Source organism: Ligilactobacillus sp., from assembly GCF_036846325.1.
In the GTDB taxonomy this organism is placed as follows: Bacteria; Bacillota; Bacilli; order Lactobacillales; family Lactobacillaceae; genus Ligilactobacillus.
On the sequence record NZ_DAIUCE010000050.1, the window covers coordinates 1 to 13,672 of the forward strand.

Consider the following 13,672-nt stretch of genomic DNA (forward strand, 5'->3'; position numbering starts at 1 on the left):
TCAGACAGAAGCTTAGCTTACGGCTCATAACCGCTGCTTCTCACACCTTGCCTGAATTGGGTTCGAAGCAGCATTCGCCTGGAGCTAAGCACTGTCTTCCTGGACGAGGCAAGCTCGCCTGCGTCAGACAGAAGCTTAGCTTACGGCTCATAACCGCTGCTTCTCACACCTTGCCTGAATTGGGTTCGAAGCAGCATTCGCCTGGAGCTAAGCACTGTCTTCCTGGACGAGGCAAGCTCGCCTGCGTCAGACAGAAGCTTAGCTTACGGCTCATAACCGCTGCTTCTCACACCTTGCCTGATTGAGCAGGCGATTATCAGCACTGCATTTCACAGGAGTGATACATAACTTACATTCTTTACATATCCTTTACAAAACGACCCAACGACCTTTACATTGGAACTTTACAATTGTAATGAAAACAAGGAAAGGGCGATTGTCATGAGAAGGAATTTTCGGATTCTGTGCCTGGTATCGCTGATGGCACTTGTGCTTGTCGGATGCGGTTCGAAAGCGCAGCAGAAAAGAGAAATTACGGTTGTCGGATCAACGGCGCTGCAGCCGATGGTCGAAATGGCGGCTGAAGAATATCAAAAGGATAATCACGATGTGTCGATTACGGTCCAGGGAGGAGGGTCCGGAACGGGACTTTCACAGGTTCAGGCAGGAGCGGTTTCGATCGGGAACTCGGATATTTTTGCCGATCAGCAACCTGGAATCAAGGCGAAGGATCTGGTCGATCACAAGGTCTGCGTGATGGGCCTGGCACCGGTCACGAACAGGGAGGCAGGCGTCACGAAACTTACGATGAAGCAGCTTCGCGGGATTTTTTCAGGAAAATACACGAACTGGAAACAGGTCGGCGGTAGAAATCTGGCAATCGTCCTGATCAACCGGGCGCAGGGGTCGGGAACGAGAGCCGCATTTGAAAGCGCAGTGATGGGAAATGAAAAGATGGCCAAGGCTCAGGAACAGGAATCAAACGGAACCGTTTCAAAGATGGTCGCACACACGCCGGGAGCAGTCAGCTATCTGTCGTTTTCGTACATTTCAAAGGACGTGCTTGGAATCGCGGTTGACGGCGTGAAGCCGACTGCCGGAAACGTTCAGACGGGTGAATGGAAAATCTGGTCGTATGAACATATGTATACTTATGGCAAACCAAATAAACAGACAGAAAAACTGCTTGACTACATGAAGTCGGATTACGTGCAAAGGAATCTGGTCAAGGCGCTGGGCTACGTGTCGATTTCTGAGATGCAGGTTGAAAAAGATTCAAACGGCAGAGTCGTGCCGGTCAAAGAGGGTGAACGGAATGGATCCGATTAGAGACAGAATATTGAAGCGTTCGAAGGAATCGAACCAGGATATGATAGGAAAGATTTTGAGTTATGCAGCAATTGTCCTGATTTTGACAGTAGTTGTTTCAATCTTTGCATTCGTTTTCGCAAAAGGGATTGCGACGTTTACGGAAAATCATGCGAGTCTGAAGGACTTCCTGACGGGAACCGACTGGAACCCGAACAGCAGGGGCGAGGACGGCAGACCGCTCGTCGGGGCTTTGCCGATGATTGTCGGCTCGTTTGCCGTAACGCTTCTCGCGGCGCTTTTTGCAACGCCGTTTGCAATCGGGACGGCACTTTACATGACGGAACTTTCGTCAGGCAGGGGGCGCGCGTTCATGCAAAGCGTCGTTGAGCTTCTGGTCGGCATTCCTTCCGTTGTTTACGGATTTATCGGTCTGACCGTCGTCGTGCCGTTCGTGCGCAGTCATTTTGGCGGTTCAGGCTACGGCATCCTGTCTGGGGCATTCGTTTTGTTCGTAATGGTTCTTCCGACAATCACGTCGATGACGGTCGACAGTCTGAAAGCCGTGCCGAAGCATTACAAATCCGCTTCGCTTGCTCTTGGGGCAACCGAGTGGCAGACAATCTGGCGCGTTATTCTGAGGGCGGCACTTCCCGGCATCATGACGGCCATCGTCTTTGGGATGGCGCGCGCATTCGGTGAAGCTCTGGCGGTTCAAATGGTCATCGGCAATGCCTCGCTTCTGCCGACAAGTCTGACGAATCCGGCCTCGACGCTGACCAGCGTTTTGACGATGGGAATCGGCAATACCGTCATGGGAACGGTCGCCAACAACGCATTGTGGTCGCTTGCACTGGTCTTGCTTTTGATGTCTTTGTTCTTCAATATTCTGGTAAGAATGATTTCAAGAAAGGGGAGAATGTAAATGAATCCGAAAAGGACAAATGCGCTTGCGCTGCTGATGATCCGCATCATCGCAGGAATCGTCGTCGTGATTCTGGCATTTCTGATAGGAAGAATTCTGATACAGGGACTGCCGCACATCTCCTGGAAGTTCCTGACGACGTCATCCAAGGCCTTTACTTCAGGCGGAGGCATCGGCATTCAGTTGTTCAATTCGTTTTATCTGTTGATTCTGACTCTGATCATCTCGTTTCCGATTTCGCTTGGAGCCGGCATTTTCCTGGCTGAATATGCACCGAAAAATGCACTTACGAACGTCATTCGCATGTCGATTGAAATTTTGAGTTCGCTCCCTTCGGTCGTGGTGGGTCTCTTCGGCTTCCTTTTGTTCGTCGTTCAGTTCAAGCTCGGCTTTTCGATTTTGTCCGGTGCAATTGCGCTGACGTTTTTCAATCTGCCTCTGCTGACGAGAAATATTGAAGATTCGCTGAATTCCGTGCCGGAGCTTCAGCGTGAAGCAGGGCTTGCGCTTGGCCTTTCAAAATGGCATACCGTGATCAAGGTCATCCTGCCGGAAGCAATTCCCGGCATCGTCACCGGCATCGTTTTATGCGCCGGCAGGATCTTCGGCGAAGCCGCGGCTTTGATTTACACGGCAGGACAAAGCGCAACGAGCGTCGACTTTACGAAATGGAATCCGTTCGATGCGTCAAGTCCTCTGAATTTGTTCAGGCCGGCAGAAACTCTGGCCGTGCATATCTGGAAAATCAATTCTGAAGGAATCATGCCGGATGCGGAACAGATTTCAGCCGGGGCCTCGGCCGTTCTGATCATTGCCGTCTTGATCTTCAACTTATCGGCACGTTTCCTCGGACAGAAGCTTTATCAGCATTTGACGGCGGCAAGACAGGGGTGAGAAGATGGATGCTTTGAAATATGACTTAAAGGATACCTATATCGTGCGGTTCAATCAAAAGGAAACCGAAATTGCGATGACAACGAATAATCTGCAGGTTTTCTACGGCAGCAAGCAGGCCTTTTTCGACGGCAATCTGCAGTTTCCTAAAAACAGGATTACAGCTTTGATCGGTGCTTCCGGTTCAGGCAAATCAACGTTCCTGCGCAGCCTCAATCGAATGAACGACGACGTGGCGCGCGTCGAAGGTCAGATCATGTATCGCGGAATCGACGTCAATTCAAAGAACATCAACGTCTACGAAATGCGAAAACACGTGGGCATGGTGTTTCAGCGGCCGAATCCTTTTTCAAAGTCAATTCGCGACAACATCACGTTTGCGCTGAAGGAAAAAGGCTTGAAAGACAAGGCCGAACAGGACAGAATCGTTGAGGAAAGCCTGAAGGGAGCGGCCTTATGGGATGAGGTCAAGGACGACCTTGACAAAAGCGCCCTGGCCCTTTCAGGCGGGCAGCAGCAGCGCCTTTGCATCGCGCGCGCAATTGCGATGGAACCGGATATTCTGCTGATGGATGAGCCATGCAGCGCGCTTGATCCGATTTCGACCTTGAAAGTTGAGGAAACGATGTTGAAATTAAAGGAAAAATACACGATCATCATCGTGACCCATAACATGCAGCAGGCCTCAAGGGTCAGTGACTACACTGCATTTTTCCATATGGGACACGTGATCGAATACGACAAGACGAAGCATATCTTTACGAATCCGGCAATCAAGGCAACTGAAGATTATGTTTCCGGAAACTTCGGGTAGGTGGAATTCATGAACGAGATTATTACGACAAAGGACGTTCACTTGTACTATGGCAAAAAAGAAGCGCTGAAGGGAATCACGCTTGATTTTCCGCAGGGCGGCATTCACGCCTTGATCGGACCTTCCGGCTGCGGCAAATCCACGTATCTGCGGTGCCTGAACCGAATGAACGACATGATCGACAACGTCAGGATCGAAGGCGACATCAGACTTGACGGAAACGACATCTATTCGCCGCAGACCGATACGGTTACGCTCAGAAAGCGCGTCGGCATGGTCTTTCAGCAGCCGAATCCGTTCCCGTTTTCAATTTATGAAAACATTGTCTACGGGTTGAGAATCGCAGGCATCAAGGACAAGGAGATTCTGGACGAACGCGTTGAAACAAGTCTCAAGCAGGCGGCAATCTGGGATGAGGTCAAGGACGATCTGAAGAAAAGCGCCATGGCCCTTTCAGGCGGGCAGCAGCAGCGTATCTGCATCGCACGCGTACTTGCCGTCAGACCTGAAGTGATTCTGCTTGATGAACCGACGAGCGCACTTGATCCTGTTTCAAGCAGTCTGGTTGAAGAGATGCTTTTGAAGCTCAAAGAGGAGTATACTTGTATCATAGTTACTCATAACATGCAGCAGGCCTCAAGAATTTCTGACACGACGTCATTCTTCTTAAACGGCGAGCTGATCGAAACGGGGCTGACCAAGAAGATTTTTGTGACGCCGGACAACAAGAAGACCGATGATTATCTAAGCGGACGTTTCGGATAATAATTGAGGAAGGGAGAAAAGGACATGCGACATATAGACACTCAGATCATGGCTTTGAGACAGGAATTCGTCACGATGGGTCTCGAAGTTCTGGAAGCAGTCAAAAAAACGGTTACGGCATTTGAAGAAGGCAATGAAAAACTTGCGCAGGAAGTGATTGACCACGATGAGGTCATCAACGGCAAGGAAACTCACCTTGAAAAGAAGTCCGCCCAGGTAATCGCCCTGCAGCAGCCTGTGACGATGGATCTGCGCGAAATCATTTCGATTTTGAAGGCAAGCGCTGACCTGGAACGGCTGGCTGATCATGCCGTCAGCATTTCTGAAACGGTGCTTGATCTGAAGCTTTGCGTCAGAGACGAGCAAATCGACGAGCTGTTGACGAAGATGGGCGAAAACGTCGCCGGAATGCTGCAGGACATTCTGGATGCGTACACTGAAGTCGATGACGGACATGCCGTCGAGATTGCCGAGAGGGATGCGACAAACGACGAAATCTATTCAAAGGTCAACACCTTGTCCGTCAAGCTGCTTCAGACGGGTCCGGAAAACACGGGCGAAGGCGTCGATTATCTGAAAATTGCGAACAGGCTTGAACGCATCGGCGACTACATCACGAACATTGCCGAGTGGATCGTTTACACGAAACGCGGAAAGATCGTTGAACTTGGCAAAAAGGACATTTAGGAAAAAGAGGCCGGGAAAAATCCCGGTTTCTTTTTTTGTCAAATTTGGTGCATGAAAATCTGATTTTCTTGTCAAATGCAGTGCTGAAAAGCACCTGCTCAGTCATGGCACGAAGACGGGATTACGGGATCATGCAAGGTGTGGAGCCGAGCGCTCATGAGCCCGTACACAAGCATGAGGACGACCGAAGGCGAGTGAAACTCGTCCAGGGAGTCACTGCTTGTGATAGGGCGAATGCGAGGCAGAACCCGATTAGGCAAGGTGTGGAGCCGAGCGCTCATGAGCCCGTAAAATGCATCCCGGGATTACGGGCGTTCGTTTTGATATCAGACTTTCTTTGCTTATTTCCATTGTAAAGGAAGAATTGTTCCGTATACACAAAGTCCCGGATGAGATTTGAAATTAATTGCGAATCATCCGGTGATTTTGTTCGAGACATGGTTTTCTTTCGGTCAGAAGCACTGCATTTGACGGGAATGGTTGAAAATTCAGTGCAGGGATGCCGCTTTTTCGGGATGATCATGACAGTTTGAAAATTGTAAGTGCTTTTCAGTTATAATCAGTGAAAAATCATAAAAACAGGTGCTTTGATAAGGGGAAATGTGTTAAAATGGGAGTGTACTCAGAAGAGTAATTTTACTGAAATCTTTTAGGAGGCTGTTTTATGTCATTCGTAAACGGTAACGCAATCTTTGGTGCAGCTCGTAAAGGCCACTACTGTGTTGGTGCTTTCAACACAAACAACTTGGAATGGACACGTGCCATTCTCAAGGGTGCTCAGGAAAAGAACGTTCCTGTTCTTATTCAGGTTTCCATGGGCGCTGCTAAGTACATGGGCGGCTACAAGCTTGTTCGCAACTTGGTTGCAGACGAAATGGAAGCTATGAACATCACGGTTCCTGTTGTTATGCACTTGGACCATGGTAACTACGAAGCTGCCAAGGAATGTATCGAAGCTGGTTTCTCATCAGTTATGTTCGACGGCCATGATCTTCCGCTTGAAGAAAACCTGGCTAAGACAAAGGAAATCGTTGAATTGGCACACGCTCACGGCATGTCCGTTGAAGCTGAAGTTGGTTCAATCGGTGGTACAGAAGACGGCATCACTGGTGCAGGTGAACTTGCTTCCGTTGAAGACGCTACAAAGATGGCTGCTACAGGCGTTGATTACCTTGCATGTGGTATCGGCAACATCCACGGCAAGTATCCAGCAGACTGGGCTGGCTTGAACTTCGATCGCTTGAAGGAAATTGCTGATGCACTTCCAGATATGCCACTTGTTTTGCACGGCGGCTCCGGCATCCCGCAAGAACAAATTGAAAAGGCTATTTCACTTGGTGTTTCCAAGCTTAACATCAACACGGAATGCCAATTGGCATTTGCTGAAGCTACACGCAAGTACATCGAAGCTGGCAAGGATCAAGAAGGCAAGGGCTATGACCCACGTAAGCTTCTTGCACCTGGCACACAAGCTATCACAGATACAGTTGAAGAAATCATCGGCTGGATGGGTACACCATCAATCGACTAATTCCTTAGTTGATATGAGGAAGAGAGTCGCCTTTTGGGCGGCTCTTTTTTTGTGGGGAAAATTAGTGATGATGTTGTGTGCTTTACATGATAAAAGTCAAAATATTTGTCAGACTGGCGGTTGACAATTATAATGAAGGTGTAGTTGTAAACGGTGTCATAAAAATGAGGTGTCTAATATGAAGTATCAAAAAACAAAAGAAGTCTTGAATCAATTAGTGGCCGATCTGAGCCAGATGGCAATGGTCATCCATCAGACGCACTGGTACATGCGCGGAACTAACTTTTTGAAGCTGCATCCCTTGATGGATGAGTTCATGGATGAAATCAACGCTCAGCTCGACGTGATTTCAGAGAGACTGATTACGCTTGACGGGGAACCGTTTTCGACTTTGGGGGAAATGGCTGATCATACGGGAATCAAAGATGAGAAGGGAACTTTTGGAAAAGGAACGCCGGAGCGCCTGGCAACGCTTGTCAGGGATTATCGCTATCTGGAGGATCTTTATCAAAAGGGCATTGAAGTTTCTGATGAGGAAAAGGATTACAGTACCCAGGACATTTTCATCGGATTCAAGACTGAGATTGAAAAGAAGATCTGGATGATTCAGGCTGAATTGAATGAAGCTCCTGAAATTGACGCATAGGGGGTTCGATATTATGGAAGAAAAAGTTTTCACCGAAGAAGAACTTGAAAGATATGACGGGCAGAACGGAAATCCCGCATATGTGGCAATTGACGGAGTCGTGTACGACGTGACTGATGTTTCAGCCTGGAAGGGCGGCGTGCATCACGGAAACAGGGCCGGCCAGAACGCCAGTGAATTCATCGGGAAGTCTCCACATGGCAGGAAGATTCTAGAGAAACTCAAACAGGTCGGAAAACTTGCGAAGTCAACCACCATCGACTAAAGTCAATGGCTTGTGAGCAGACGCCCCTATGTTGAGTGTCTGAACCACAATTTGCATAGATACGGACGGTTTACCCAAACAGCCGTGGTTGTCCGGGCAGTGAAGGGGCGCAGTGCATTTATCCTTCTCAAGAGACATCCAGAAATTCGCCAATCACAATATTGGGGCGGGCATTTATGGTCGCCCGGCTACTATATGAGCACTCTTGGCAACATGAGCAAAGATGTAGTGGAAAACTATATCAACAATCAAAAATACAATGCACTCCAAAAGAAAAAGCATCCATATTGACGCTGATTGAGCCTGTCCATCCCATGACTGAAGTCACGGGATTTCCGGCTAGGTAGAATTAAAAAGTTTTCGGGCCCGGAAATTTGAGCAGAAAAATAGCTCTGTGCCCTCGAGCACGGAGCTATTCGGTTTTTGATGACATAATTTTTTGACTGACAAGCCGGTAAATAACGGCTCTGACAGCCAGCTCCTCTGAAATTGAAACACATTCAAGCTTAGTTGCCGGCACCTTAATCGAAATCGAATCGTTTCCTGAATAAAGTGCATGCAGCGTTTGATTGAACCGGCCGGCAAAATTGTCATAGGCAACCTGAACGCTTTCTTCATCATGAATGACTCTTTCGATGCAGTTTCGGATTGTTTCAAGCGGATAGGTTGTCTTTAAAAGGCTGATGACGATCAGTTCGGCAATGTGTTCAGCCTTGTAGCGCTTTTTTTCCGGGCGGGACATCAGGCCCTTTTTGACGTAGCTGTTGATCATTGAAGAGGTCAGAGGCGTTTCTGAAAAACACGCAAGATAGCGGTTGCCGAGACTGACGAGCTGTTCCATATACAGTTCGAAGTCGGGGAATTCCTCCCATTTGGGCAGATGATGGTCGTCAAGATCTGACAGCCAGAGTTTGATGTCAAAGTTTTTCATCGTTTTAAAACCTCTCATTGGCATATGAGCCTAATGGAAATTATATCATATCCGGGATTTTGATGTCAGCCGAATTTGGATGTTCTGCCTTGAGAAATGCAGTGAAGAAAGGCTGCTGCTCTTTTTTTAATCTGTGCTTCGGATGATTTTTGAGATTTTTTAGGGAAAGTGAAAATTGACCTAGAATGCAAATCTAGTTATAATTGATTTGTGGTTTATGATTGTAATGGAAACTGATGAAAAGGAAAGGGTGATGACAGTGGACAGAAGGCAACAGATCATTAATGAAGTATGGAGTGCCATTACTCATGGCGTGGGGGCCGCACTTGGAATCTGGATGCTTGTCCTGTTGATCATGAAGGGGGCTGCGACGCATGATTTGAAGACAATCATGGCGTTTATCGTATACGGAACAAGCATGCTTCTCCTGTATTTATTCTCGACTTTGTTTCATTGTCTTTATTTTACGAAGGCAAAAAGGGTCTTTCAAATATTCGATCACAGCGGAATTTATCTGATGATTGCGGGAACCTATACGCCGTATTGTCTGCTTGCAATCAAGGGCAGCCTGGGGTATGCCCTGCTGTCTGCGGTTTGGGTTCTTGCGCTTGCCGGCATCGGCTATCACATTCTGGCGAGAAACCGCAGGCAGGCCGTTGAAACGGTCATTTACGTCGTCATGGGGTGGATGTGCGTTTGCGGTTTCAGACCCATGTACCTGTCTCTTGGCAGAAACGGACTGCTGCTCCTGTTTCTGGGAGGGGTCGTTTACACGCTTGGTGCTTTGGTATATAGTATAAAGGGCGTTAAATATGCGCATGTATGGTGGCATATGCTGGTAATGATCGGCTCCGGATTGATGTTTCTGTCAATTTATCTTTACTTATGATTCACAGAGATGAATAAATTTCAAAAGGTTGATGTAAAAGGATTGTAAACGTTTGCCATTCCTTTATTTTAATGTTATTCTATATATGGATAAAGAGATAGGAAAGTGCCTTTTGAAAGGAGTGGTTTTCATGCCAACAGTTCAATTAACGCCCAACCAAAGTGTTGCTTTAGATAACTTTACCAATGAGTTTGAAGTAATCAACGCATTGGCGGATCGCAATCGTCAACGGATTATCGTTCTCTTGTGTGAAAATTTGAAGGATGGTTTGACTGTGACTGAGATTACGGACAGAATGTCGATCACTCAGCCGGCCGTATCCCATCACTTGAAAATCTTGCGCGAGGCAGGCTTGGTTAACTTTAAGAAGAACGGCTTGCAGAGCGTGTACTTCGTTTCACTGGATGAACCGCTTTCCCGGCTTGAAACCGTGATTCATGAATTGAGAACGAAAATTACGGAAGAATAGACAATCAGGACAGGATTTGGTCTTGTCCTGTTTTTTTTGGAGGGATTTTTTTGGCAGACAAATTTTATGCAGTTGCATCAGGCAGAAGGACCGGCATTTTTAAGACCTGGGCCGAGTGTCAGGCTCAGGTAAAGGGATTTTCAGGGGCAAGATACAAGAGTTTCAGAACCTTGGAAGAAGCGCAGCGTTTTGTTGACGGCAGAACCGAGCATCCCGGAACATCCGGCGCTGAAGCAGGCACTGGATTTAAACCGGAAATCGTGCTTTATACCGATGGCGGCTCCCGGAATCACGGCAACAGACCCGGGCAGCACGTCAAGTCGGACGACAAGGCCGCATGGGCTTTTCTGGCCGTAAAGGACGGTCGGGAAGTGGCAAGATCCGGCGGCGAATACGGTGCGACGAATAACCGCATGGAAATCATGGCCTTCAGAAATGCGCTGATGTGGCTTGATTATTACCGGTTAAACGATAAGCGGCTGCTGTTCGTGCTTGATTCAAAGTATGTGCTCGATGCGGTGACGAAACGCTGGCTTTTTTCATGGGCCGAAAAGGGATGGAAAACGGCCTCGGGAGATCCTGTCAGGAATCGTGAACTTTGGGAAGAAGTACTGGAACTGCTCAAAAAGTTCAGGAATGCAGAGTATGTCTGGACCAAGGGACATGCGGACAATTACGGGAACAATAAGGTTGACCGGCTGCTGAATGAAGAAATGGATAGAATGTAATTGATTTTGTGCTATAATAAAGTCGAATTCAAACATTTGAGGAGTGATTAGTATGAGCGAAAAGCTGAATGGTGATTTTGAAATCGAACCGAAAATCTTCACCAAGATTTTGGTGGCCGTTGATGAAGATGATTCGCAATCATCCATCAACGCATTCAACTATGCCGTGACAACGGCCAAACGCCTGAATGTTCCCCTGGGAATCGTTTCGATTCTTGAAGTCGGTGATTTCAACATTTTTGATACGCTTAGTCCTGAAGTCCTGGACGAAAGACGTGCGCAGGTTGCTGATGACCTTGCTCATTACGTCAATAAGGCACGCTCGTTTGGCGTCAAGGACGTAACGGCATATTCAGGCGAAGGCAAGCCGGGCGTCGTCATCATCAATGATATTTTGCCGGACGTTAATGCTGATTTGCTTGTTTGCGGTTCCAAGACAAAGCCTCTTACGGGGCGCAAGAGGGTCTTCTTGGGATCACAAGCCAGCTACATGTCTCAAAATGCTCCTTGTTCCGTAATCGTTGTAAGATAAGGAACATTTGGATGATCAATGCGGAATTTTCGCGGATGAAGCGGAGGTTCCGCTTTTTTTGATTTATGATGCCTGCCTGGTGCAGGGGGATGTGTCTTGCTGAAGCAGACTGTTTTCGCCGGAATTCAGAGTTTCAGTCTGCTTTTGGGGGCGCGGACACTGCATTCAGCTTGGGCGGCAGAATCATGCAGGACAAAAAGGCCCCCGAAGCACTCAGCCTCGGAAGCCCCTGTCAGTCGATTCAATTGGTAAAGAACTTCAAAATGTCATCTTCCGTCAAATTCTCTTTTTCCCTGCCGCTTTTATCAAGCACGATTCTGCCGTCGTTCAGGATGATCATGCGATTTCCGTATTTTAAGGCATCCTTCAGGTGGTGCGTGATCATGATGCATGTCAGCTGCTTTTCCTCGATCGTACTTTGAGTAAGTTCCATCAGCTGCTGACTCGTTTTAGGGTCAAGCGCTGCCGTATGCTCGTCAAGCAGCAGGATTTCCGGACTGCCCATCGTGGCCATCAAAAAACTCAGGGTTTGTCTTTGCCCGCCCGAAAGATCTCCGGTGAAGGTGTTGAGCCTTTCTGAAAGACCGTTTGGCAGTTTTCGAGTCAGTTCGCTGAACTCAGGGAGCGCATTGTTCAGACCGCGCAGCTTCAGACGGCGCTTCTGGCCGCGGCGCCTTGCCAGAAGAAGATTTTCTGCCACCGTCATTCGCGGTGCCGTTCCTGCCTTGGGGTCCTGGAAGACCTGCGAAATGAAACGGGCACGCTTGACGACTGAAAGCTTCGTGACGTCTCTTCCGGCAACTTTGACCGTGCCGTTTCCCGGCGAAAGTGAACCGTTGATGACATTCAGGAGCGTTGATTTTCCTGCCCCGTTCGTGCCAAGCAGAGTGATGAAGTCACCCTTTCTGACATTCAGGCTGATGTTCTTCAAGATTTCCTTTTCTTCGGAAGTGCCTTCATTGACGCAGATCGTGATGTTCTGCATTTCCAGAATATTTTCGCTCATGGACGCTCCACTCCTTTCTTCAAGATGATGCCTGCCTTGAACTTCCTTTCAAACATTGGGAGCGACAGGCAGACTGCAAGCACAAGTGCAGAAATCAGTTTGAAGTCGTTCGTGCCGAATCCGAGTTTCAAGACGATCAGCAGGACAAAACGGTACAGGATGCTGCCAATGACGACTGCAACCAGACGGGCCGTCAGGCTGAGGTTTCCGAATGCGACCTCACCGATGATGATTGCGGCAAGGCCGATGACGATTGTTCCGATGCCCATGTTGACGTCGGCATAGCCGTTGTTCTGCGAGATGATGCCTCCGCAAAGACCAATCAGGCCGTTTGAAATCATCAAACCGAGGATTTTCATGCTGTTGGTATTGATGCCTTGCGAAAGTGCCATCCTTTCGTTGTCGCCGGTTGCGATAAGCGCCTGTCCCAGCTCTGTATTTAAAAAGAGGGCCATCAGGACGATGACGATGATGGAAAATGCAGTGCCGACAAGGACCGGCGGGAAGTTTTCAGGGAGTCCGGTCAGGAATTCACTGGAAAAGAGCGTCTTCCTGTGCAGCAAGCCGACCGTGGCCTTACCCAGGACCCGCAAGTTGACGGAGTAGATGCCCGTCATGACGAGAATTCCTGAAAGAAGAACCGGGATGTGAAGCTTTGTGTAAAGCAGTCCGGTGACAAGCCCGGTCAGGAGTCCTGCCAGAAAGGCCAGCATGGTGGCTTCTCCGGGGCCAAGCCCGTGGGTGATTGCGCTGACGCAAACTGCAGCGCCGAACGGGAAGGTTCCTTCGACCGTCATATCCGGGAAGTTGAGGATTCTGAATGTGATGAAAAGGCCGATTCCAAGCAGACCCCAGATCAGGCCCTGTCCGATTGCCGATACGATTAATGTCATTTGATGATGCCTCCTTTCTTCTGTGCCTGGTTCAAAGCAGTCTTGGGAATATCCAGGCCGAGTTCTTCAGCGTGCTTCAAGTTGATGTACGTCTGTCCGAGTTTGACATAGCGAAGCGCCATGTTGCCGGGCTTTTTGCCATCGAGAATCTCTGCGGCCATCTGTCCGGTCAGTTTGCCCAGTTCATACTGGCTGACGCTGACGGTGGCAATGCCGCCCTGCCTGATCATGGTCGTCACTGAAGGAAAGACCGGAACTTTTCTTGCATCGGTGTTTTTGACGACGGTCGAAAAACCTGAAGCAACCGTGTTGTCAGTCGGAATATAGACGGCTTCGACTTCAGAGGCCATGGTTGAGCTTACCTGGTCGATGTCGTTTGTCGAAGTGAT

Annotated in this window: 18 protein-coding genes; 14 read left to right on the forward strand and 4 right to left on the reverse strand. The window is 48.5% G+C overall.

Annotated elements, in window-relative coordinates; translation table 11 throughout:
• Positions 1 to 441 precede the first annotated feature (441 nt).
• The 10 genes from V7Z60_RS06005 to tnpA all read left to right on the forward strand — a co-directional run bounded on the left by V7Z60_RS06005 (position 442) and on the right by tnpA (position 8,126).
• A complete protein-coding gene (locus V7Z60_RS06005) occupies positions 442 to 1,329 on the forward strand; it encodes a phosphate ABC transporter substrate-binding protein PstS family protein (protein WP_334116942.1) in 888 nt (295 codons plus the stop codon).
• Complete coding sequence (pstC, locus tag V7Z60_RS06010; protein ID WP_334116943.1) at positions 1,316 to 2,233, forward strand: phosphate ABC transporter permease subunit PstC; 918 nt, start codon at positions 1,316 to 1,318, stop codon at positions 2,231 to 2,233. Before V7Z60_RS06005 ends, pstC begins: the two co-directional genes overlap by 14 nt.
• Positions 2,234 to 3,127: a phosphate ABC transporter permease PstA gene (pstA, locus tag V7Z60_RS06015; protein ID WP_334116944.1), complete on the forward strand. Its 894-nt coding sequence runs from the start codon at positions 2,234 to 2,236 to the stop codon at positions 3,125 to 3,127. It abuts the gene before it with no gap.
• 13 nt (positions 3,128 to 3,140) lie between these two features.
• The gene (gene pstB, locus V7Z60_RS06020; RefSeq protein WP_334116957.1) at positions 3,141 to 3,941 is read left to right on the forward strand and encodes a phosphate ABC transporter ATP-binding protein PstB; all 801 of its coding nucleotides are present in this window, start codon (positions 3,141 to 3,143) and stop codon (positions 3,939 to 3,941) included.
• Between the two features lie 9 nt (positions 3,942 to 3,950).
• On the forward strand, positions 3,951 to 4,706 hold the full coding sequence (gene pstB, locus V7Z60_RS06025) for a phosphate ABC transporter ATP-binding protein PstB (RefSeq protein WP_334116945.1): 756 nt from the start codon (positions 3,951 to 3,953) through the stop codon (positions 4,704 to 4,706).
• Positions 4,707 to 4,730: 24 nt separating this feature from the next.
• Complete coding sequence (phoU, locus tag V7Z60_RS06030; protein WP_334116946.1) at positions 4,731 to 5,393, forward strand: phosphate signaling complex protein PhoU; 663 nt, start codon at positions 4,731 to 4,733, stop codon at positions 5,391 to 5,393.
• 664 nt (positions 5,394 to 6,057) lie between these two features.
• Positions 6,058 to 6,924 carry a class II fructose-1,6-bisphosphate aldolase gene (gene fba, locus V7Z60_RS06035; RefSeq protein ID WP_135558195.1) on the forward strand — a complete coding sequence of 289 codons (867 nt, stop codon included), beginning with the start codon at positions 6,058 to 6,060 and terminating at the stop codon, positions 6,922 to 6,924.
• A gap of 178 nt (positions 6,925 to 7,102) precedes the next feature.
• Positions 7,103 to 7,570, forward strand: coding sequence for a Dps family protein (locus V7Z60_RS06040; RefSeq protein WP_334116947.1), 468 nt, complete (start codon positions 7,103 to 7,105; stop codon positions 7,568 to 7,570).
• Positions 7,571 to 7,583: 13 nt separating this feature from the next.
• Positions 7,584 to 7,835, forward strand: a complete 252-nt coding sequence (locus V7Z60_RS06045) for a cytochrome b5 domain-containing protein (RefSeq protein WP_334116948.1) — start codon at positions 7,584 to 7,586, stop codon at positions 7,833 to 7,835.
• Between the two features lie 39 nt (positions 7,836 to 7,874).
• Positions 7,875 to 8,126, forward strand: coding sequence for an IS200/IS605 family transposase (tnpA, locus tag V7Z60_RS06050; RefSeq protein ID WP_334116958.1), 252 nt, complete (start codon positions 7,875 to 7,877; stop codon positions 8,124 to 8,126).
• A 121-nt stretch (positions 8,127 to 8,247) separates the two neighbouring features.
• Here the strand turns inward: tnpA and V7Z60_RS06055 are convergent, their stop codons facing one another.
• Positions 8,248 to 8,766 carry a DUF1836 domain-containing protein gene (locus V7Z60_RS06055; RefSeq protein ID WP_334116949.1) on the reverse strand — a complete coding sequence of 173 codons (519 nt, stop codon included), beginning with the start codon at positions 8,764 to 8,766 and terminating at the stop codon, positions 8,248 to 8,250.
• Between the two features lie 259 nt (positions 8,767 to 9,025).
• On the opposite strand from V7Z60_RS06055, the gene trhA reads away from it, so the two are divergent.
• The 4 genes from trhA to V7Z60_RS06075 all read left to right on the forward strand — a co-directional run bounded on the left by trhA (position 9,026) and on the right by V7Z60_RS06075 (position 11,384).
• On the forward strand, positions 9,026 to 9,655 hold the full coding sequence (gene trhA, locus V7Z60_RS06060; protein WP_442918902.1) for a PAQR family membrane homeostasis protein TrhA: 630 nt from the start codon (positions 9,026 to 9,028) through the stop codon (positions 9,653 to 9,655).
• Between the two features lie 130 nt (positions 9,656 to 9,785).
• Positions 9,786 to 10,124, forward strand: a complete 339-nt coding sequence (locus V7Z60_RS06065) for an ArsR/SmtB family transcription factor (protein WP_334116951.1) — start codon at positions 9,786 to 9,788, stop codon at positions 10,122 to 10,124.
• A gap of 50 nt (positions 10,125 to 10,174) precedes the next feature.
• Positions 10,175 to 10,852, forward strand: a complete 678-nt coding sequence (locus V7Z60_RS06070) for a ribonuclease H family protein (RefSeq protein ID WP_334116952.1) — start codon at positions 10,175 to 10,177, stop codon at positions 10,850 to 10,852.
• A 52-nt stretch (positions 10,853 to 10,904) separates the two neighbouring features.
• Positions 10,905 to 11,384 carry a universal stress protein gene (locus V7Z60_RS06075; protein ID WP_334116953.1) on the forward strand — a complete coding sequence of 160 codons (480 nt, stop codon included), beginning with the start codon at positions 10,905 to 10,907 and terminating at the stop codon, positions 11,382 to 11,384.
• Positions 11,385 to 11,625: 241 nt separating this feature from the next.
• Here V7Z60_RS06075 and V7Z60_RS06080 read toward each other — a convergent pair whose 3' ends face one another.
• The 3 genes from V7Z60_RS06080 to V7Z60_RS06090 all read right to left on the reverse strand — a co-directional run.
• On the reverse strand, positions 11,626 to 12,390 hold the full coding sequence (locus V7Z60_RS06080) for an ABC transporter ATP-binding protein (protein WP_334116954.1): 765 nt from the start codon (positions 12,388 to 12,390) through the stop codon (positions 11,626 to 11,628).
• Complete coding sequence (locus V7Z60_RS06085) at positions 12,387 to 13,283, reverse strand: ABC transporter permease (RefSeq protein WP_334116955.1); 897 nt, start codon at positions 13,281 to 13,283, stop codon at positions 12,387 to 12,389. The genes V7Z60_RS06080 and V7Z60_RS06085 overlap by 4 nt, the downstream gene beginning before the upstream one ends.
• The coding region (locus tag V7Z60_RS06090; protein WP_334116956.1) for an ABC transporter substrate binding protein at positions 13,280 to 13,672 on the reverse strand (393 nt) is incomplete at its 5' end. The genes V7Z60_RS06090 and V7Z60_RS06085, both read right to left, overlap by 4 nt.